The sequence below is a fragment of the Lactobacillus sp. ESL0225 genome (genome assembly GCF_003692905.1).
GTDB classification, from domain to species: Bacteria; Bacillota; Bacilli; order Lactobacillales; family Lactobacillaceae; genus Lactobacillus; species Lactobacillus bombicola.
Window position 1 is genome coordinate 26,936 of record NZ_REHK01000005.1, and the last position, 20,451, is coordinate 47,386.

At 34.1% G+C, this 20,451-nt stretch carries 19 protein-coding genes and 3 tRNA genes; 19 read left to right on the forward strand and 3 right to left on the reverse strand.

Annotation, left to right across the window (positions count from 1 at the left end; all coding sequences use genetic code 11):
• Window positions 1–4 precede the first annotated feature (4 nt).
• The 5 genes from F5ESL0225_RS01315 to F5ESL0225_RS01335 all read left to right on the forward strand — a co-directional run bounded on the left by F5ESL0225_RS01315 (window position 5) and on the right by F5ESL0225_RS01335 (window position 3,980).
• Window positions 5–1,168: an SIS domain-containing protein gene (locus tag F5ESL0225_RS01315; protein ID WP_122047715.1), complete on the forward strand. Its 1,164-nt coding sequence runs from the start codon at window positions 5–7 to the stop codon at window positions 1,166–1,168.
• A gap of 165 nt (window positions 1,169–1,333) precedes the next feature.
• A complete protein-coding gene (locus tag F5ESL0225_RS01320) occupies window positions 1,334–1,822 on the forward strand; it encodes a PTS sugar transporter subunit IIB (RefSeq protein ID WP_122047716.1) in 489 nt (162 codons plus the stop codon).
• A gap of 11 nt (window positions 1,823–1,833) precedes the next feature.
• Window positions 1,834–2,751, forward strand: coding sequence for a PTS sugar transporter subunit IIC (locus F5ESL0225_RS01325; RefSeq protein WP_122047717.1), 918 nt, complete (start codon window positions 1,834–1,836; stop codon window positions 2,749–2,751).
• The gene (locus F5ESL0225_RS01330; RefSeq protein WP_122047718.1) at window positions 2,738–3,556 is read left to right on the forward strand and encodes a PTS system mannose/fructose/sorbose family transporter subunit IID; all 819 of its coding nucleotides are present in this window, start codon (window positions 2,738–2,740) and stop codon (window positions 3,554–3,556) included. The genes F5ESL0225_RS01325 and F5ESL0225_RS01330 overlap by 14 nt, the downstream gene beginning before the upstream one ends.
• Window positions 3,557–3,578: 22 nt before the next feature.
• A complete protein-coding gene (locus F5ESL0225_RS01335; protein ID WP_122047719.1) occupies window positions 3,579–3,980 on the forward strand; it encodes a PTS sugar transporter subunit IIA in 402 nt (133 codons plus the stop codon).
• A 60-nt stretch (window positions 3,981–4,040) separates the two neighbouring features.
• On the opposite strand, the gene F5ESL0225_RS01340 is transcribed toward F5ESL0225_RS01335, so the two are convergent.
• A complete protein-coding gene (locus F5ESL0225_RS01340; protein WP_122047720.1) occupies window positions 4,041–6,059 on the reverse strand; it encodes a hypothetical protein in 2,019 nt (672 codons plus the stop codon).
• Window positions 6,060–6,314: 255 nt separating this feature from the next.
• Here F5ESL0225_RS01340 and F5ESL0225_RS01345 point away from each other — a divergent pair, with 255 nt between their 5' ends.
• The gene (locus F5ESL0225_RS01345) at window positions 6,315–7,307 is read left to right on the forward strand and encodes a tagatose 1,6-diphosphate aldolase (protein WP_122021308.1); all 993 of its coding nucleotides are present in this window, start codon (window positions 6,315–6,317) and stop codon (window positions 7,305–7,307) included.
• A 42-nt stretch (window positions 7,308–7,349) separates the two neighbouring features.
• Here the strand turns inward: F5ESL0225_RS01345 and F5ESL0225_RS01350 are convergent, their stop codons facing one another.
• Window positions 7,350–8,111, reverse strand: a complete 762-nt coding sequence (locus tag F5ESL0225_RS01350) for a MurR/RpiR family transcriptional regulator (RefSeq protein WP_090093575.1) — start codon at window positions 8,109–8,111, stop codon at window positions 7,350–7,352.
• 120 nt (window positions 8,112–8,231) lie between these two features.
• On the opposite strand from F5ESL0225_RS01350, the gene pfkB reads away from it, so the two are divergent.
• The 11 genes from pfkB to F5ESL0225_RS01410 all read left to right on the forward strand — a co-directional run bounded on the left by pfkB (window position 8,232) and on the right by F5ESL0225_RS01410 (window position 18,015).
• Window positions 8,232–9,161 (forward strand): 1-phosphofructokinase, encoded by a 930-nt coding sequence (gene pfkB / locus F5ESL0225_RS01355; RefSeq protein ID WP_122021309.1) that lies wholly within the window; start codon window positions 8,232–8,234, stop codon window positions 9,159–9,161.
• Window position 9,162: 1 nt separating this feature from the next.
• On the forward strand, window positions 9,163–11,082 hold the full coding sequence (locus F5ESL0225_RS01360) for a fructose-specific PTS transporter subunit EIIC (protein WP_122024434.1): 1,920 nt from the start codon (window positions 9,163–9,165) through the stop codon (window positions 11,080–11,082).
• Window positions 11,083–11,742: 660 nt separating this feature from the next.
• Complete coding sequence (locus tag F5ESL0225_RS01370; RefSeq protein ID WP_122021335.1) at window positions 11,743–12,411, forward strand: SLAP domain-containing protein; 669 nt, start codon at window positions 11,743–11,745, stop codon at window positions 12,409–12,411.
• Between the two features lie 195 nt (window positions 12,412–12,606).
• The gene (locus F5ESL0225_RS01375; RefSeq protein ID WP_122021311.1) at window positions 12,607–13,689 is read left to right on the forward strand and encodes an SEC10/PgrA surface exclusion domain-containing protein; all 1,083 of its coding nucleotides are present in this window, start codon (window positions 12,607–12,609) and stop codon (window positions 13,687–13,689) included.
• 63 nt (window positions 13,690–13,752) lie between these two features.
• Complete coding sequence (locus F5ESL0225_RS01380; RefSeq protein WP_122021312.1) at window positions 13,753–14,268, forward strand: N-acetyltransferase; 516 nt, start codon at window positions 13,753–13,755, stop codon at window positions 14,266–14,268.
• An 82-nt stretch (window positions 14,269–14,350) separates the two neighbouring features.
• Window positions 14,351–14,422 (forward strand) — tRNA-Gln (locus F5ESL0225_RS01385).
• A 150-nt stretch (window positions 14,423–14,572) separates the two neighbouring features.
• On the forward strand, window positions 14,573–15,754 hold the full coding sequence (locus tag F5ESL0225_RS01390; RefSeq protein WP_122047721.1) for an aminotransferase class I/II-fold pyridoxal phosphate-dependent enzyme: 1,182 nt from the start codon (window positions 14,573–14,575) through the stop codon (window positions 15,752–15,754).
• A 57-nt stretch (window positions 15,755–15,811) separates the two neighbouring features.
• A tRNA-Tyr gene (locus F5ESL0225_RS01395) sits at window positions 15,812–15,893 on the forward strand.
• A 7-nt stretch (window positions 15,894–15,900) separates the two neighbouring features.
• Window positions 15,901–15,972: transfer RNA gene (locus tag F5ESL0225_RS01400), tRNA-Gln, on the forward strand.
• A 165-nt stretch (window positions 15,973–16,137) separates the two neighbouring features.
• Window positions 16,138–17,256 (forward strand): hypothetical protein, encoded by a 1,119-nt coding sequence (locus tag F5ESL0225_RS01405; protein WP_122021314.1) that lies wholly within the window; start codon window positions 16,138–16,140, stop codon window positions 17,254–17,256.
• A gap of 60 nt (window positions 17,257–17,316) precedes the next feature.
• Entirely contained in the window at window positions 17,317–18,015 is a 699-nt protein-coding gene (locus F5ESL0225_RS01410) for a GntR family transcriptional regulator (protein ID WP_090093596.1), read from the forward strand.
• 53 nt (window positions 18,016–18,068) lie between these two features.
• On the opposite strand, the gene tagD is transcribed toward F5ESL0225_RS01410, so the two are convergent.
• Window positions 18,069–18,455 carry a glycerol-3-phosphate cytidylyltransferase gene (tagD, locus tag F5ESL0225_RS01415; RefSeq protein WP_090093597.1) on the reverse strand — a complete coding sequence of 129 codons (387 nt, stop codon included), beginning with the start codon at window positions 18,453–18,455 and terminating at the stop codon, window positions 18,069–18,071.
• 119 nt (window positions 18,456–18,574) lie between these two features.
• On the opposite strand from tagD, the gene F5ESL0225_RS01420 reads away from it, so the two are divergent.
• Window positions 18,575–19,312 carry a WecB/TagA/CpsF family glycosyltransferase gene (locus tag F5ESL0225_RS01420; RefSeq protein WP_122021315.1) on the forward strand — a complete coding sequence of 246 codons (738 nt, stop codon included), beginning with the start codon at window positions 18,575–18,577 and terminating at the stop codon, window positions 19,310–19,312.
• Window positions 19,309–20,406 carry a glycosyltransferase gene (locus tag F5ESL0225_RS01425; RefSeq protein ID WP_122047722.1) on the forward strand — a complete coding sequence of 366 codons (1,098 nt, stop codon included), beginning with the start codon at window positions 19,309–19,311 and terminating at the stop codon, window positions 20,404–20,406. The genes F5ESL0225_RS01420 and F5ESL0225_RS01425 overlap by 4 nt, the downstream gene beginning before the upstream one ends.
• Window positions 20,407–20,451 lie beyond the last annotated feature (45 nt).

Consider the following 20,451-nt stretch of genomic DNA (forward strand, 5'->3'; position numbering starts at 1 on the left):
ATAAATGTTTACTAAAATAGATGCAGAATTAGAACAAATGAATGCTAAAATCACGACTCGTGAAATTGAGCAACAACCTAAATTATGGCTGGAAACATGGGAAATATACCAGGAAAAAAAAGATGAAATCTCGGCTTTTTTAGCCAAAATTAGCCAACAATGGAGTAAGGTACGGGTTATTTTCACTGGGGCTGGAACTAGTGCCTATGTTGGCAATACCGTGATGCCATACTTGCAAAAGCATGGCGATCGCAATAAATATAACTTCGAAGCTATCGATACCACTAAAATTGTATCTACGCCAGAAGATTACCTTGAACCAGAAACACCAACGATTTTAGTTTCGTTTGCACGCAGTGGTAATTCGCCTGAATCAGTGGCAACAGTTGAATTAGCAAAAAAAATGGTCAAGCACTTGTATCAAATTGCCATTACCTGTGCACCTGTTGGTCAATTAGCTCAAGACCTGATTGGTGATCCATGCGGACTAGTATTGCTAATGCCAGAAAAATCGCTAGACCAAGGCTTTGCGATGACTGGTTCATTTTCATGTATGAGTCTTGCAGCTCTACTCGTTTTTGACCAAATGGCTGATAAGCAAAAGGGTAAGATAATTGAACAGATTGTCCAAATGGGCGAAAGTGTCATTGAACGGGAAGGTGAAATACAAACGATCGTTGATACTGATTTTAACCGTATCACTTATATAGGAAGTGGCAGTCTTGGCGGTCTTGCCGAAGAAGCAAGGCTGAAGATTTTGGAATTGACTGCTGGTAAAGTAGCTGCCCTCTTTGATACGTCAATGGGACTTCGTCATGGTCCAAAGTCATTTTTGGACAAAAAGACAATTGTTTTTGATTTTATCTCAAATAATTTTTATACCAGACAATACGACTTGGATATCTTAAATGAGATCAAAGATGATCAAATTGTGCCGCTTGTGATGGCAGTTGGTCAAGAAAAGGAGGGCCAAAACTTTGACGGAAAATCATTCACTTTTGCTGAAAAAAATTTGTTACCCAATGCCTATTTGGCCTTACCAGATATAATGTTTGGTCAAACGCTCGCACTATTGACCTCAATTAAAGTGGGTAATAAGCCAGATACGCCATCGCCAACTGGAACGGTTAATCGAGTCGTTAAGGGAGTAACAATTCATAAATTTTAAAAGGTATTTGACAGTAAAAAAATTTAATACAGTAAAATATTAATGCTTTAATTATTTATGAGCTGTTTGTTGACAAAAATTGGTTGGTACCTTATTATGTAAATATGAAAGCGGTTTCTATTAATTATTTAAATTTACTTAATATAGATAGATGGAGGAGCAGATATGAATATTGTGGGTGCAAGAGTTGATGAGCGCTTGGTTCATGGTCAAGTAGCCAATCTTTGGACTCCTAAGTTGCAGGTAGAACGAATTATTGTTCTTGATGAAGTGGCGGCAAAGGATGACATTCAAAAAAGTGGGTTAAGAATGGCGACGCCAATGACAACTAGATTAAGCGTTTTACCAACTGAAGTTGCGGCGGATCATTTAAATAAGGATCGTTATGGTAATCAGCGAATTTTCATTGTTGCAAAAAAGCCACAAAAATTTCTCAATCTTCTTAACTTGGGCGTTAGTCTTGAAATGATTAATGTTGGGAATATGTCTAAAAAAGAGGATACTACTGAATTAACCAAACAGGTTAATATTAGTTCAGAAGATGCTGAGATTTTTAAACAAATTGCTGCTAAAGGTGTGAATTTAATAGCTCAAGTTAATCCAAGCGTTGATGCACGTGACTTAATGAAACTGATTGATGAAAAAATGAAGTAGAGGGGAAGAAAATGGCTTGGTGGCAAATACTACTGCTTACAGTATACGCAGGTTTAGAGATTCTTGATGAGTTACAAATTTATTCATCATTGAACACTCCTGTTGGTGCCGGTATGATTGCAGGAATAATTATGGGCGATTTACAAACTGGGTTAATCATTGGAGCTTCAATGCAGCTAATGGTTTTAGGAGTAGGTACTTTTGGTGGTGCTTCAAAGATAGATGCAACAACTGGAACAGTTTTAGCAACTGCATTTTCAACTAGCGTTAAGGGTATGAGCCCACAAACAGCTATTTCATCAATTGCGGTACCAGTTGCAGCAATTATGGTTGAGTTGGATGTTTTAGCAAGATTTGCTAATACATATTTTGCGCATAGAATTGACCATTTGATTGACCAGGATAAAATAAATTATAGTGCGGTTGAAAGAAATATTTTATACGGTGCAATTCCATGGGCCTTATCTCGGGCAGTACCAGTATTTATTGCTTTGGCGTTTGGACGTGGTTTGGTTCAAACAATTGCTAAAGCATTAAACGGTGATTTAATGTGGTTAGGTACTGGGTTAACTGTTGCAGGTGCTACACTTCCAGCAGTTGGATTTGCAATTTTATTACGCTATCTTCCAGTTAAAAAGCATATTGCGTATTTAATACTAGGTTTTACTGTCACAACTTTATTCTCTGTTATTTTTTCTAACATCCAAGCTTTGGGTGCTGGAATCGCTGCAGCAAATAAATCATTCACAGCGACTTTCAATGGACTTCCAATGTTAGCAATTGCTATGATAGGATTAGCTTTAGCAATTCTTCATTACAAGAGTATTCCAATTAATAAAGTAGCTGCTAAAAATGTCGTAGCCCCAAGTGGAAATGTAGATTCAAAGATTAATGATAATAAAGGAGAGATCACTGATGATGAACTCTAAACCAAAGTATCAATTAACAGATAAAGATTTTAAACAAATTAATCGTCGATCATTATTCGGCTTTCAGCTGGGATGGAATTATGAAAGGATGCAAAATAGTGGTTATTTGTACACAATTTTACCGCAGCTAAGAAAAATCTATGGTGATGATAGTCCAGAATTGAAAGAGATGTTGAAAACGCATATGCAGTTTTTCAATACTTCTAACTTCTTTAATACAATTGTCACTGGTATTGACTTGGCCGTAGAAGAGAATGAAGGAATAGAGGGTAAGGATACAGTTACAAGTTTAAAAGTTGGCTTGATGGGTCCATTTGCCGCGATTGGAGACTCGATCTTTGCTTCCCTTGTTCCAACCATCTTTGGTGCTTTGGCAGCTTCAATGGCTGCACAAGGCAACCCTATCGGTATTATTATCTGGGTAGTTGCCAGTTTGTTAATTTGTATTTTCCGTTGGAAACAGCTACATTTTGCTTATGATAAGGGAGTATCTCTTGTTACTGATATGCGGGATAGTTTAAATGCTTTAACCGATTCTGCTACCGTATTGGGAGTATTTATGGTCGGTGCGCTAGTGGCTACAATGGTTAATATCAAGTTTGCCTGGGTGCCACAAATAGGTAAGGTTACTATGAATGTTCAAAATAATCTTGACATGATTATTCCGAAACTTTTGCCAGCGGCAGTAGTAGCCTTTGTATATTGGCTGCTTGGAAAGAAAGGGATGACTTCAACTAAGGCAATTTTAATTGTATTAGTACTTTGTGTCATTTTAGGCGGTATTGGTGTTATTGCCAAAATTTAATTATTAAGGAAAAAGAATATAAATGGCAAAAAATGAATTGATTTTAATTAGTCATGGAAGCATGGCTGAGGGAGTAAAGGCTAGTGCTGAATTAATTATGGGAGAACAAGAGCATGTTCATGCTGTATGTTTACTTCCATCAGAAAGTCCAGCTGATTTTAAGCAAAAATTTGAAAAGGAAATTGCTGGTGTCAATCCAGAAAATATTACGGTTTTTGCTGATTTAATGGGTGGTACACCAGCTAATGTGGTTAGCCAGCTGATTATGGCAGGTGAACAGCTCCATTTGATTGCAGGAATGAATTTACCCCTAGTTATTGAATGGCTGAATAGTCAAATGAACGGTATAGATTCTGATTATATTACGGCTGGAAAAGCTGGGATGGTTGATGTTTCAAAAATGCTAGCAAAAATGAAAAAATAAAAAGTTAAATAAAATAAAACCTGATTTGAAAAGAAAATCAGGTTTTATTTTTTACATGAATTAGAACAATAGTTGAATTGTTTCGAGTGGATTAAGTTTGGTAGAAATAGTGGCAATATTATTTTTAACTTTAATTGATAATATCTCACGAATAAAAGATTTTCCTTTTTGCTTAATAACAGTTACATTATCTTTAGATAACGGTTGAGACAAGTGCCATCGAATTTCCTTGTAACTGTCTAAAGTAAAGTTAGTTAACCACGCAATTTTACCATCATTTTGAATATTTAATTTAACATTGGGCATATCAACTAAATAATCAACGGAATGAATCTGATTAATCATTTGTTGTAAAAGTCCTTGTTTATAACTAGTATATTGAGATTCCCAACCGTATTTAGGATCTTGATCCATTGGTAAAATAATTGTTCGCTTGTTAACGATGGCCATAAAGTTGCCCAATTTTTCTCCTACTGAATTATATGCATTAGAGTAAATTTCAACAGGAGAATTTTTTTCATAGTCAAGTTTTAAGTAATTACCAGTATGTTGAAGCATCGTGATTCGTGGATTAACAATATTATTAATTCGATAACCATCTGCTTGTTCGTATGTTTGATAAGCTGTTCTACATTTGTGCCATTTTGCTTTTTTAATATGTAATAAACTATTTAAGCCACGATCTAAAAGCACTTGCACGCTTTCCCCATCAAGTAAAACAAAGTTATTGCTTAATAAATCAGTAATTTTTTCATTAGAAAAGTTACGCAACAGTTGTCCAGATATAGCAATAGTTTCGTTGTTTAGTTGACCTTCTGAATTAACAGCAGTGATTGTTATGGCAAAACCAAAAGATCCAAGCAAACTGGCCCAGTTTTTTTCATGGGGCAGAAGCTCAGTGATGTCCTTACCTGTTGGGGTTTGAAGACTGTAACTAGAATCTTGATTGACTAATACCTTAATGCCACGTAAATGGTTTATTAACAAGCGATTATTTGAAAGTTCAGTTAGAAACGGCTTGATTTCAGATAGCATTTCAGCATAGTGCCAAGAGTCGTTAATACCATTGCCCATCATGTCAAATAGGTTGAGCAAAATACCTTTGCTACCTACAAGAACAGCTGTGATAATCTGAAACTTTGTAAAAGATAACGATTTGACTAGTGGTGAGTACATATAGTTTTCTAGTTCAGGATAAAGGTCAGTTTCTTCTCCTAAAAAAGCCGCAGTAATTCTAGTATATGCTTCAAAATCACGACCATATTTTAATGGTGCTACTTCGTTATAAGCTGGCAGATGAGGACGAGCAATTGGAGTATGTCCTGAGCCAGCTTGTGTAATAATTAGTTTTTGCCAATCACGTCCTTCAAGTGCATGCCAGTCAGGATAGGAAGTCATTTGAGCCAAATCGGTTTCTGGACTAACTCTATGCACTGCCTGTTCAATTAAATGTTCATTTTCAATCATTTCTTGGCGAGCTTGGTCAAGATAAACTTGTCGCTCTTGGGAAACTTTTCCTGTTTGAAGAAGTTTATTAACAAAATCTGTGCGTGATTCTGCAAAACCTAATCTTTGCTGATATAACTTCATATGGTATGGACAAAAGCACATTAACCCAAGTGGTGAGTGATTGTAATGGCGAAAATCGTCTTCAAGCCAAAGACGCCGGGGATGTATACTGGCATATTGAGCGTAAATTTCACAAATATATTTGCGCCAATGAGGATCAGCAGGACAAGCCATATCTTTTGCTTTATTGCCATTAAGATCAACAAAGGTTTTGAAACCAATTGTTGGATTAATTTGATAACCTCTATCTGAATGCATAATTGTAGTCCAAGGATTTAAGCTAGTTGTAATGCCTAATTTAGCTAATTCTTTTTGCACAGGCTTAATTGCATTAAGCCATATTTGAGTCTCTTTTTTAGTTAGGTGGCTATGGTTCAATTCTTCTCCATTAATAAAAAATGCAACATCATCAATTTTTGCATTTTTAACAAAATTTAGTAGTTTTTGTTTTTTTTCTGACGTATTTGTGCGTGGATCCAACATGTATCTCAGCGTATAAGTGAATGTCATAAGAAACACCTCAATATTGTTTCTGTTACCTTTTTGTCAGTTAAATTCTAACACAAACTAAATATTTAAGTCTTGTAATTTTAGGAATAAAAATGTTGAAATTCAAATAGATTAGATACAGTTTTGAGTAAAGTTTTTCTAAAATAACAAATTATCTGTAAAGCTTTACACAAAGATTGGAACCGCTTTTAAAGCTGTTAATTTGAGTATATAATAATTGTGTGCGATTAATAAATTTATCAAAGGAGATATATAATGAGAACAATTACTTCTACCGTTGCTAAACATATGGAAAATTTATCAACTGAAGATGGTATCATTAGTGCATTAGCAATCGATCAACGTGGATCGCTTAAAACAATGCTGGCCGATGCAGCAAATAAACCAGCAGATGAAACAACAATTGTTGATTTTAAAAAGGCCGTTTCAAGTGAACTAACACCGTATGCTTCATCAATATTGACTGATCCAGAATACGGTCTTCCTGCTACTAAAGTTAGAGATAAGAATTGTGGTTTACTGCTTTCTTATGAAAAAACTGGTTATGATACAACTGTACCTGGTAGAATGCCTGATTTAATTGAGAATCAATCTGGGTTACGAATTAAGAATGAGGGTGGTGATGCAATCAAATTTTTAGTTTATTATGATCCAGACGAGGGAGAAGAAATCAATGATAAAAAGAAAGCTTTTGTTGAAAGAGTAGGTGCTGAGTCAAAAGCTAATGAATTGCCATTTTTCTTAGAAATATTGACTTACGATGCTAAAATTAATGATACTAAAGGCGAAGATTTTGCTAAAGTTAAGGCTAATAAAGTTATTGCAACCATGCAAGAGTTCTCAAAACCTCAATATAATGTGACGGTTTTAAAGGTGGAAATTCCCTTTAATCTTAAGTATGTTGAAGGCTTTAATGGCGATAACAACGTTATTTATACTCAAGCTGAAGCTAAAAAATTATTGAAAAAGCAATCCGAAGCAACCGATCTACCCTATATCTTCTTATCAGCTGGTGTAACAAGCGAGGAATTTATTGCTGAGATTAAAATGGCTGAGGATGTGGGAGCAAAATTTAATGGCGTTCTTTGCGGGCGAGCTACCTGGAAACCAGCGATTAAACCGTTTGCTGGTGAAAGTGAAGAAGCTGGCCGTAAATGGCTTGCAACTAAAGGTAAGGAAAATATTGAAAATTTAAATAAAGTGCTCAGCGGTGCAAAATCCTGGCGTGAAAAATTAAAAATAGAATAATTAAACAGTATAGGAAAAGCCATCTATATATAGATGGCCTTTTTATTTGCTTTCATAAAAACCAGTTCTAACAGAATAAGCATCACTAAAAATACGTGTCATAATTTGTAAAGGTAAGCGTGAACGCACCTCATATTCAGGAAAATAATTTGTTTTTGACATATATCCGATAAATGACATGGTGGAATAAGGCATGATACTTCCGGCTGGATTGGTAGTAAAAGTTAGAGTTGGTATTTCATTTTTATTCAAAATGGCTGCTGCTGCAACTAGTTCTTCGGTTTCGCCATTTAGAGTAATAAAAATTGCAAGTGCATTAGGTTTAATTTTACTAGCCATAGTTTTAATAATATTTGGATCAGAATGAAATTCACAATATTTCCCAGTTAACTGCAACTTAACCATTAATTCATTGGCAATTGATTCTGATAAACCTCTGGCAAAAATATAAATAATTTTTGCTTGTCTAGTTAATGAAATACTATCTTCAATCGTGCTGTAGCTAAGATTATGGAGGGTATTATTCATTTCAATCTCGTTTTTAGTAATGACATGACGGATTTTATCGTCAGCGTCATTTAAGACGCTAAAGGCAGAGTTTGATTTACTCTTTAATTTTAAAGATTCACGGTAAGAAGTATAACCGCTATAGCCCATTTTTTGCATTGTGCGTACGATTGTCGCAGTAGATACATTTGCGAATTGACTTAATTTAACTATTGACATTTTTGCAATTTGTTCAGGATTATTTTCGACAATGTTCCATAAGTGGAGTTCAGCAGAACTGAGTTCTTTAGTTGGCATTGATTTACCTCATTTGTAAAACTTTTTCTATATTATAAAAGTAAACGCTATCATTAAGAAAAATGTTACAACAAATTATCTATATAATAAAGTAAAAGTCAATAAAAAGGAGTGAAAATTTTGATTTATACAATAACTCTAAATCCGGCAATTGATTTAGTGATTGTGACAAAAAAGTTGGAACCTAAGGTAGTTAATAGAACTGAAAAATTTGAGTTACAACCAAATGGTAAAGGCGTTAACGTATCATTTATTTTGAAAAAATTAGGTATAGATAGTGTTGCTACTGGTATTGGTGGTGGTTTTACATTGGATTATATCGTTTCTGGATTAAAGGAAAAAGGTATACAAACTAATTTTTTTAAAGTTAAGGAACCAACTAGAGTTAATGTTTTTACAAATGTCATTGACGAAAATACTGAATATAAAGAGGTAAATCCGGGACCTATAATTAATCAAACCGTTCAGGATAAATTTTTGCAGTATCTAACCACTAATTTGGTAACTAATGATATTGTAATGATTTCTGGAAGTTTTTCCAAGGGAATTAAACCCAATATTTTGGTTGAAATTGCTAAAATTGCTAATAATAAGAAAGCTAAGTTAGTTATCGATAGTAGTTATGCGGCAATTCTTGATACTTTGCCATTTCAACCATTTTTGCTAAAACCGAATGATGCAGAATTGGCAAAACTTTTTAACTGCAAGGAAAAATTAACTAAAAAGAAAATCGTAGAATTGTCACAAAAATTAGTGGCAGGTGGTTGTAAAAATGTTTTGGTTTCTTTAGGGGCACAAGGAGCAGCATTAATTAATGATAATCGCATTTTATTTGCCAATGCGCCCAAAATCAAAGTAGTCAATTCAGCTTGTGCAGGCGATACAATGCTGGGAACTTTTATTGCTCTATTAGAAAAAAATAAATCAGTTGAAGAAGCTTTAAAGATGGCGGTGGCGGCAGGTAGCGACACTGCAAGCAGAATTGGCTTAACTGAGTTTGCTTTAGATGAATTATTACCACAGATTTCAGTAAAAGAAGGGGTATATTAATATGGCAAAATATGATTTGGTTGGTGCAACAGGTTGTGCTACTGGTGTTGCGCATACTTTTATGGCCGAAGAGGCCTTGGAAAAGGCCGCGAAAAAGCTGGGCTATACGATCAAAATTGAAACTCACGGACAAACTGGGGTTGAAAACCATTTGACAGCTGAAGAAATAAGAGAAGCTAAAGCTGTAATTATTGCATCTGATATAGATGTTGATACTGATCGTTTTGCAGGTAAAAAGTTAGTTGTAGTTCCTGTGGCTCATGGATTAAAGGAACCTGAAGAGTTGATTAATCGTGCATTGAATGCACCTATTTATAAAGAAGGTCAAAATTCGGGTAATTCTGATATGATTAGTGAAAATAACCAAAGTGTAGGAAACAAATTGTATACATCACTAATGAATGGTGTATCGCATATGTTACCATTTGTTGTTGCAGGTGGTGTTTTGATTGCAATTTCCTTCTTCTGGGGAATTAATTCGGCTGATCCTAAGAGTAGTGAATACAATCAATTTGCAGCTATGTTAAACACAGTCGGTAGTACGACCATGAATTTGATGGCTCCAGTCTTAGGAGCATATATAGCAGAAGCATTAGCTCAAAGAACAGGTTTTGTTGTTGGATTAGCTGCTGGTTTTATTACATTTAATGGTGGTGGTGGATTCTTAGGAGCTATTGTTGGTGGTTATTTAGCAACAATTGTGGTTTGGGGATTACAAAAATTATTTAAACCATTACCAGATGATAAATTTCGCGGCTTAAAATCAATTTTCCTATTTCCAGTTCTAGGAGTTTTAATCACTGGTTCCATCATGTATTTATTAAATACACCGATTAAAGCGATTAATGTAGGTATGATGACATGGCTCAAAGGTTTTGAAAACACTAATCCAATTTTACTGGGAATCATTGTCGGAATAATGTGTGCATCTGATTTTGGTGGCCCAATAAATAAGGCTGCCTATGTTACAGGAACAGTTTTACTTGCTCAAGGTAATTATTTCTTTATGGCTGGTGTTTCTGCCGCATGTATTGCTCCACCATTAGCTACAGGATTCGCTGTTTTAATGAATCCTAAAGCATATTCTAAGAGCGAAAAAACAGCAGGTTATGTTAACTTTTTGCTAGGATCAACTCATATTACTGAAGGTGCTATTCCATTTGCTGCAAAACATCCTTTATGGAATATTCCAGCTTTTATGGTGGGATCAGCAATAGCAGCAGTATTGACATATATTACTAAAATTAGTGTTCCTGCACCTCACGGCGGTTTTATTGTTTTACCATTAGTTAACAAGCCCCTTTTATGGGTTTTATGGATTATAATAGGTTCAATTATCTCTGGTGTTTTATTGGCACTAATTGCTGGACGATTCGCAAAAAAAGATACAGTATCCGCTGAAAATAGTGTGATAACTACTTCTTCTAAAATAAAAAATGGAACCTCAGCAATAAATGAGGAAACATTTGATCCAAGTGATATCTTAGAAATAAGAAATATTAAAACAGATGTTGATATACCAAATCGTGATGAGGCTTTAAAATATTTAGCTGATTTTGCAGTTAACAATAATTTAGCTAATGATAGTAAAAAGGTTTATGCCAGTTATGCTAACCGTGAACAAGAAGGTTCGACAGGTATGACAGATGGTTTTGCAATACCACATGCTCAATCAGCTGCAATTGAAAAATCAGCAATGCTAATTCTTAAATTAAAGCATCCAATAGACTGGCAATCACTAGATGGGCAGAAAATTGATATAGTAATTTCATTTTTGATTCCACAAGTTGATAGTAATGAGCACCTAAAATATTTGTCGAATACAGCCAAGTTGCTAACTCATGAAGATTTTATTGCTAAGCTAAAGATTGCTAATACGGCTCAAGATATTTTTAACTTGTTTAAAAATACTAAAATTTAAAATATGGATTAATAGAGGAAAAATCAAAGTGTTTTTCCTCTATTATTTTTTATAAATATAATTTGTACCATATATTTCCTTTTGAGATAACGATATTAACTTTTTTGTAAATAAAAAGCTTTCTCAAAGAGAAAGCAAAAGTTAACAACTTTAATTTTTAATCTTCGACTTTTTTGGCTTCAGCCAAGGCCTGCATGATTGAATCATTTTTAGAATGACAATCTTTAATCATTTGCCAGTCTTGTTCGCTTAATTTAACGATATACTTACTCAATTCATTCACCCTTTCTTTGAAATCTCAACTTTTATAATAGCACTTTTCATGATTAAAGAAGAAAAGCAAAAATAATATTTTTCATTTATGTTGCAAAATTAGAGGTTTAGTTAGAATATACCGATAGAAAACCTTTGTTCTTGTATATGACAAGTATATTTGCAATCTTTACTGGGACTTAATTTTTAGTTTGGCATGAATGTGAAGCAAATGTTACAAGTATGACATTATCTTTAACAGAAGTAATATTTTTTTAAAGCCTGAGTGATATTCCTGTTATAGTTCTGCAATTTAAACACTGTAGTATGTAGGCAATCGAATTGATTAATGCATGTTTGTCAATTTGATGAGGAAATGATATGAAATTTGATAAGGAGAGAATTTTTTTGAAGGTAAAATCAATCTTAGTTAAATCAGCAGCAGTAGCAGCATTATCTGTTTCAGGCGTTGCGCTGATGAACAGTACCAAAACTAATACTGTTCATGCAGCTACCGTTGAAAATGATGCAGCAGTTGTAACTGTGAACTATGTTGAAGGAAATGGTATTCACGTTTGGAATAGTTACGAGCAGCCTGAAGCTACTGGACAAATTTTACCAAGTAATTCATCTTGGAAAGTCATAAAAACTGCCTATGATCATAATGGAGAAAAATGGTATGATTTAGGCAAAAATCAATGGGTAAAAGCAGAATACGTAAATTCAGGCTATTATCCAGTAAATATAAATGAAACTGAAACTCAATCTCAAGTAACAGTAGAGTCTGATAGTTCTACTGTTGCTGCAAATAATAATCCTACCAATGCACAGAATGAGACAATGGTTGGAAATGATGCAGAATCTAGTGCCAAGGCCTGGATTGCTAATCGTGAATCAGGTAGCTCATATAGTGCACAAAATGGTCAATATATTGGCAAGTACCAATTAGCAGCTGCGTATCTAAATGGCGATTATTCCGCTGCTAATCAAGAACGTGTTGCCAATCAATATGTTGCTAGTCGTTATGGCTCATGGGCAGCGGCTAAACAATTTTGGCAAGCAAATGGTTGGTATTAATTGTTTTAAATAAATTCAATATACAAAACAGGAGCTAGTTAACCTTATTAGCTCCTGTTTTTGCTATAAATTATAAAATAACTTAAATAATAGTTATAAAAATTAATAATACATTGGCAATAGTTATTAATTAGTTTTAAAATTATTTAATAATGATGAACAAATTATTTAAAAGATACTTTTGAGGAAAATTTAATGAAAAAGAGCCAAGCTACTATTGTAATAGTTAATATCATTTTTTCAGTAATTATTTCAGTCAAATTTGTAAATAAGCCACAGGAAATAATCGCGACTACAGTTAATAGATATGTAAAAACTAAAGCAAACGAAAAGGCCAGACTTTATAACAGTTCAGGTAAATTATCGCATCTATATGCTATGCCTAAAATAAGATATCAGTATAGTGAAAAAAAGAAATTAGGACGAAAGAAACTTTTGGCCTATAAAATAGGAAATAATTCTCAGTGGCTTCTGGCAAAGGATGCTCAGCTGGTCAAACAGAGTAAAGTAAAAGCACGAGTTAAGCCTAATATTAAAAAATATGTGCGAGCAACAATAAAATTACCGCAAGGTTATACTAAAAAAGAATTGTTAAAGGCCTATCAGGGAAAAGCTAGTCAAGCTTTTATTAATGCATCAATGTATGGTATGAAAGCAAACGATTTTAGTCGGTTAAAACTTGGGGAAAATGCCAAAGATAAAAATACAAAAGTAGATGTAGCTAATCTCAGCGCTGATCAATTGGCTACACTTAGTTCTTTTTCCTTACGGTTAATTAATGAAGCTAGAAGGGATTTAAAGTTAAAGCCATGGCGAGAAAGTTATGGTGCAAGTAAACTGGCTGACGATATAGCCAGAGAGTACTTTGTCAATAATAGAACTATTAGAGAAAGTCATTATATAGAGGGAATTGTGCGAGCTTGTCATAAAAATGGATTGAACTTTGACAATAATTATATTGAAGATATGGCGGGCTTTTATAATCATAATCAAATAATGACCATGACGGAATTAAAACAATGCGTCTATTTTGGCTTAAAGCAAATGATTTTTGGTTATGTAGGTAGTGGTGAAGCTGGACGTTTTGACCGCAGTAACTATAAAGAATGGGAACATGCTGGAGATTTATTTAACACGCAAGGCTCTCTATATGATGGCGATTATAATTATTTTGGCTTTAGTATTTCTGTTACAAATAATATTTGTTCAATGCACTTTATCAGCATACCAACCAATGTTGTTAAAAATAAAAAATATAATTTTGCTTTTAAACCCTAAGATAAAATTAGTCTTTACTGTATTAAATTTTTATAGTGAGAATTAAGGTGTAAAGGAAAAAATATGGCAATTTATCTTCAACAAGCAACAAATAAAGATATCACAAAAATTATGCAAATTATTAATCAAGCTAAGCAGTTATTAAAAGAAGATGGTAACCCTCAATGGCAGAATGGACGGCCAAATCAAGAAATAATTACAATGGATATTGTAAAAAAACAAGCTTATTGTCTAATGGTCGATCAACAAATTGCTGGTATTGCAATTTTACAAACGACTCCAGAAACTACTTATGCCAAGATTGATGGAGCATGGAATCAAGAGCACCTGCAATATGCAACAATTCACCGAATAGCTATTTCAGCTGATTTTCGTGGACAGCATTTAGGCCAATTTTTTATGTCGAACTTGATTTCACAAGGAAAATTAAAGGGGATTAACAATTTTAGAATTGATACCCATCCTGTTAACTTAAGAATGCAAAAGTTAATTAAAAAAACAGGTTTTAAATATCGTGGAACTGTTCAAATTGACCAAACAAAAAATGGTCTGCGCTATGCTTATGAACTTAACCTATAAAAAAATTATTTTTTGCTTGACTTAGAAGCAATAATTTCATATACTATTTATCGTTGAGTGACAAGTAAAAGCTCAAATGAATTGGGTTATAGCCAAGTGGTAAGGCACTAGTTTTTGGTACTAGTATGCGCTGGTTCGAATCCAGCTAACCCAATTGTTCATACGAACACCCAACCCGAAAATAGACAGCTAGCTGTCTATTTTTTTTGCTTTTAAATAATTGGTATTATTATGAAAAAATAGGTAGAAAATAATTGCAATTAAATGTATAATTGATGAAAATATAAAGAGGATAGGTGAAAAAATGGTTGATTTGATAAAATACATGAAGTCTGGTTTAACTGATATTCCCCAAAATTTAATTTTAAAATTTTCAGATTATGCCAGTAAAATTCCTGATGTAGTTAAGTTTACTATTGGTGAACCTGACTTTGACACTCCTGAGCATATTAAAGAAGCTGCTCAAAAAGCAATTGTACAAAATCACTCACATTATGCGCCATCAAACGGGACAATAGGTTTACGACAAGCAGTGGGGACATTTTTAGCTCAAAAGTATGGGCAAAAATATGATCCTGAAACTGAAATTTTGGTTACTAATGGGGTAACTGAGGCAATCTTTGATACAGTAATTGCAACTCTAAATCCAGGCGATATTATGGTTGTGCCTACTCCGATATTTCCATTATATATGAGTGATGCCAGAATGATTAGTCAGCAAATTAAAGTTGTTGAAATCGATACTTCAGCGGATAACTTTAAATTGACGCCTAATAAATTACAAGCGGTACTTGATCAATATGGGGATCGCGTGCGCTTATTAATAATGAATTATCCAAATAATCCAACTGGTGTGACTTATAGTCAAGCGGAACTAGATTCTTTAGCCGATGTGATTCGTGATAAGCCAATCTTTGCATTATGTGATGAAATTTATAGTGAACTTTGTTATGATCAAGATCATGCATCAATGGAAAAAACTCTACACGATCAAGTTATTTTACTAAATGGTGTTTCTAAATCTTGGGCAATGACAGGTTATCGCATTGGTATTATTTGCGCACCAAAAAATATTGTGGCACAAATTGCAAAAGTTCATCAATTTATAGCCACTACTGAGCCTACACCAATGCAGGATGCAGCTGAAGAGGTTTTTAAAAATGGGATGAATGATGCACAATTAATGAAGGCAGAGTTTAAAAAACGACGCGATGTTTTATATAACGGGTTGACTAAGTTAGGTTTTGCTTGTGTTAAACCTCAAGGAGCCTTTTATATTTTTGCTAAAATTCCTGCTGGGTTTGAGCAAGATGACAATAAATTTATCTATGATTTAGTTGATAAGGCTCATGTTGCAGTTACTAGCGGTTCCTGTTTTGCCCAAGCAGGAGCGGGTTATATTAGATTCTCTTATGCGGTTTCGATGGCACAAATTGATGAAGGACTAAAGCGTCTTGAAAAATATATAAATAAAAATAAAAATTAAGCAAAAAATTGCTTGCAATTATGCACGTTTTTCGGTAATATAATTTACGTGCGTAACGGAGGAGTAGCGAAGTGGCTAAACGCGGCGGTCTGTAAAACCGCTCTCTCTGAGTTCGGCGGTTCGAATCCACCCTCCTCCATTGTCACTGGGTTATAGCCAAGTGGTAAGGCACTAGTTTTTGGTACTAGTATGCGCTGGTTCGAATCCAGCTAACCCAATAAGATAATTGATTTAAGGCAGCTGTGATAGTTGCCTTTTTACTTGCTTTTATGCAAAAATATGCGGCAATGGTTTAAGGACTACTTGTACTTACTATAATTTAATAAAGTAAGCACAAATAGCAGGAAGTGGACGTTGATTTTTTCATTAAAAGGAGAATTTTTATGGCTAGACTAGTTAAAGTTGGTGCTAGTATTGAAGAAACTAATTGGCATGAGGCTTTAAAGGATCTCAGAACAGATGATGTTCTCCTTTTGGAACCTGGATTTTATGATTTACCACAGGGGATACTTTTTTCTGATATTACAATTAAAGGTACGGGAACCTTGCCTGAAGATACAACTATTTTAGGCTGCATCAATGTGGCCAATGACAGTCGATTTGTCAATTTAGAAAATCTTTGTCTCAATACTAATGATGAAGCAAATAGTTTGTATATTCCTCCTAAAGCTAATACATATTTGACTTTACGTAATTGCATAATCAAAGGATATGGGGATGATACAGCGGTAATAGCTTGCAACGGCAAAGTAACGTTAGAGTTATACTCAACAATTATTTTAAATGGATCAGTTTCTCTATTTGCTGATGCCGATTTTCGTTTAGAAATGAATGATTCTACAATTGAAAATGTTGTAAAAGACGTTGCGGCTTTGGCTCTTGAAGGTCGTGGTACAGCAATTATCAATAATTCACAGATAAATGGTAGTATTGAAACATATGATAATTCCAATATAGAAATTAATTTTAATAATTCACAGGCAAATACATTATTAGTTCAAGGCGAAGTTTGGTTAAATATGCTAAATAGCGAACTTTCTTTTCAAGATGATACTTGCCTGTATATTACAGATAGAACTTGGGTTAACATTGTTGGTTGCAATTTTAAGGGCTGCGTTTATCTAGATTCTAAACCACACGTGATTATTCAAAATAGTCAAATAGATCGTTTAATTGGTGTTAACGAGGCCCAACTAACGATTATTAATTCACTTATACTTAGTCATACTGATTTTCAAGATAAAGCAAAATGTAGTGCACGCCAAACGACTTTTAATGGTGGACTTGAATATCAGTATTTTTTAGCATTGGGCGATGATGCAGAGTTTGAGGGGCGAGATTTGATTTTTAATTCTAATGGAGCTCATTTAGCGGTAAAAGATTCTGCCAAATTAAGTGCTAGTGTCATTGCAACTAGTGATGAAGAAATTACAGTAGAGCGTAGCTATGAAGCTAAATTCAAGCTTTTGGGAATGAAGTGGATTACTAAAGAAAATAATTAAAAATAATATAATTATTATTTTTAATTTAGCCTATAATACTGGTATAGTTGGGGGTGCAAAATGGAAGAGCCAATGTATATTAAAATTCATAATCAAATTAAGCGTGAAATTGAAAGTCATATTTATAAGGTTGGCAGCAGGATACCATCTGAACGGCAACTTGCTCTTAAATTTGGTGTTTCTCGGATGACTTTGCGCCAAGCAATAAAAACTTTAGAAGATGAAGGAATTTTAGAACAAAGACTGGGTAGTGGCACCTATGTCGCAAATCAAAAAGTACAAGAAAAAATGTCGGGTATTATGTCGTTTACTGATATTACTCATGCCAACGGTCAAATTCCTTCTAGTAAGTTAATTTCATATCGTGTTGGTAAGCCTTCTTTATCGGAAATGGAACGATTGCATTTGGCTAAAGATCAAACAATTTTACGCATGGAACGAATTCGTTATGCCGATAATGTGCCAATTTGCTATGAAGTTGTTACAATTCCCCATAAATTGATTTTAGGCATGTCTAAAGAAAATATATCAACGCATTTATATCGTACGTTAGAGCAAAATGGCTATGAAATTGGTCGCGTAACCGAACATATTTCTGCCGCAATTGCGAATGAAAATGCGGCGCGCTTACTTAATGCTAAAAAAGGTGAAGCTTTAATTACCCGTTTACAAGTAACAGAACTTTCATCTGGAGAGCCATTTGAATATACAAGAGCAAGTTATGTAGCCGATCGTTTTGAATTTACATTTTCTAAATAAAAAAGCTTTAATTAACCCGTAGGTAATTAAAGCTTTTTATTTTAAGTCATTTTTTATTTTAAGTCATTTTTGATTTTAGTCGTTGAAATACCCGGTGTTCGCGATAGATAAGTTACTTGACAGTATGGCTTTAAAAAATCAAATTTACCCTGCCAGTCACTTCCCATAACAAATAAGCTAATATCGTATTTTTGAATATCAGCAATTTTTTGATTCCAATCTTGTTCGGGAATGACTTCATCAACGTAGCGAATTGCTTCTAAAATATATTTTCGTTCAGCAAAATTATTGTATGATTCTTTATGCTTTTGTAGTTCGTTAAATTTATCTGTTGAAAGGCCAACGATAAGGTAATCGCCCATTTCTTTGGCTCGTTGAAGTAGGCGAATATGACCATAATGCAATAAATCAAATGTTCCATAGGTGATAACTTTTTTCATATTAGTGCTCCTATTAATTGACGAATTAATATTATCATATTTATAGAAAAGGTAAAACATGTCACGTAAAGTTTGATAGTTTGCTAAAATATAATAAATGGAACATGGAGGAATTTGTCATGGATAAAGTGAATGTTCTAGGTGTTGACTTTGATAATAAATCTTTTCAACAATTCCAAAATGAATTTATTGGCAAAATTAATGCTCATCAATCGACTTTGGTTGTGACTGCTAATCCGGAAATTGTTATGGCTACTAATGAAAATCCAGAATTTATGAAAATTTTAAAATACGATGCAGATTACATTACGGCTGATGGGATTGGAATTGTTAAGGCAGCAAAGTATTTAGGTAACCCAATTATTGAACGAGTTACTGGCTATGACTTATTTACTTGGTTAATGTCATTTGCCAATGAACGCAACTTACGAGTTTACCTAATTGGGGCTGAGCCTAGTGTGATTGAAGCAACTAAAGCAAAAATTATTCAAGAATACTCTGATATTCAGTTAGTTGGTGCAAGGGATGGCTATTTTAAAGAAGACTTAGAGTTAGTTGCTTATCAAATTGAACGAACAGAGCCAGACCTTGTTTTTGCAGCTTTAGGCTCACCTAAACAGGAACAGCTTTTAGCCCTTTTGCGCAAAAATTTGTTACCATCTTTGATGATGGGGGTGGGAGGAAGCTTTGATGTCTTTTCAGGCAAAGTCAAAAGAGCACCGCAATCCTGGCAAAAGTTACACCTAGAATGGTTATATCGTTTGTTAAAAAATCCTAGCCGCTTTAAACGGATGCTAGTTTTACCTAAATTTGTCCAAAAAATATACCAATCTAAAAAGGAACAGAAAGTGTTATGAAAATTTTGCATGTAAATGCAGGTCTTGAAAATGGCGGTGGGCTAACCCATATTGTTAATCTACTTAGGCAGGCTAAAGCGGCGGGGCAAGATTTCACCTTATTATGTTTGGCTCCAGGACCTGTAGCTAGTGCTGCAGCAAATGCCCAACTAAATGTGCATGTTTTAGGGGTGAATAATCGTTATGATTTAACTGGACTTAAGCGCTTGCGTACCTTTATTAATCAAGGAGAATTTGACATTGTGCATACCCATGGTGCGCGCGCTAATTTATTTGTTGCCTTGATTAAGCATAAAATTAAGGCCAAGTGGTGTGTAACAGTCCATTCAGATCCATATCTCGATTTTGCAGATCACGGTATATTAGGTCATGTATTTACAACAGCCAACTTATACGCCCTTAGACAAGCAGAATGTGTTTTTGCAGTGACCCAAAAATTTGCCCAACTTTTAGTAACAAGAGCCAACTTAGACGCGAATAAAGTACACGCTATATATAACGGAACAAAATTTCATGCTAATAGTGCAATTCCTGTTAAAGAAGAACATCAGTGCTTTAATCTTGTAAATGTTGCCCGCACAGAAAAAGTAAAGGGGCAAGATTTATTATTAGAAGCACTAAAAATAATTAATAATCCCAATGTTCATTTATATATTGCTGGTAATGGTACCCAACTTGCAAGTTTGAAAAAATTGGCGCAAAAGTTAGAGTTGACAAAGCAAGTTACTTTTTTGGGATTTATATCACAAAAACAGTTGGAAAATTTATATCGCAAAATGGACTTAGCTGTTTTAACTTCATATTCTGAGAGCTTCCCTTTGGTTTTACTGGAAGCTAGTGATAACCTTTTACCACTACTTTCGACGGCTGTTGGTGATATTAAAATGATGATTCCAGATAAGCAACATGGTTTTATTGCTACTGTGGGTAATATTAATTCAATTGCTGCTAATTTAAAAAAGTCAATTGAATTATCAAAAGAACAGTTATCGCAAATGGCGCTAAGCGAAAAAGAATATGTAGCCAGTAGATTTTCATTAAAAAAACAACTTGAAAGTATTTTAAAGGCTTATGAAGTACTTTTGGCAGAATAACTAATTGTTTAAAAAGTTAGAAATGTTTATAATAAAGCAAAAATT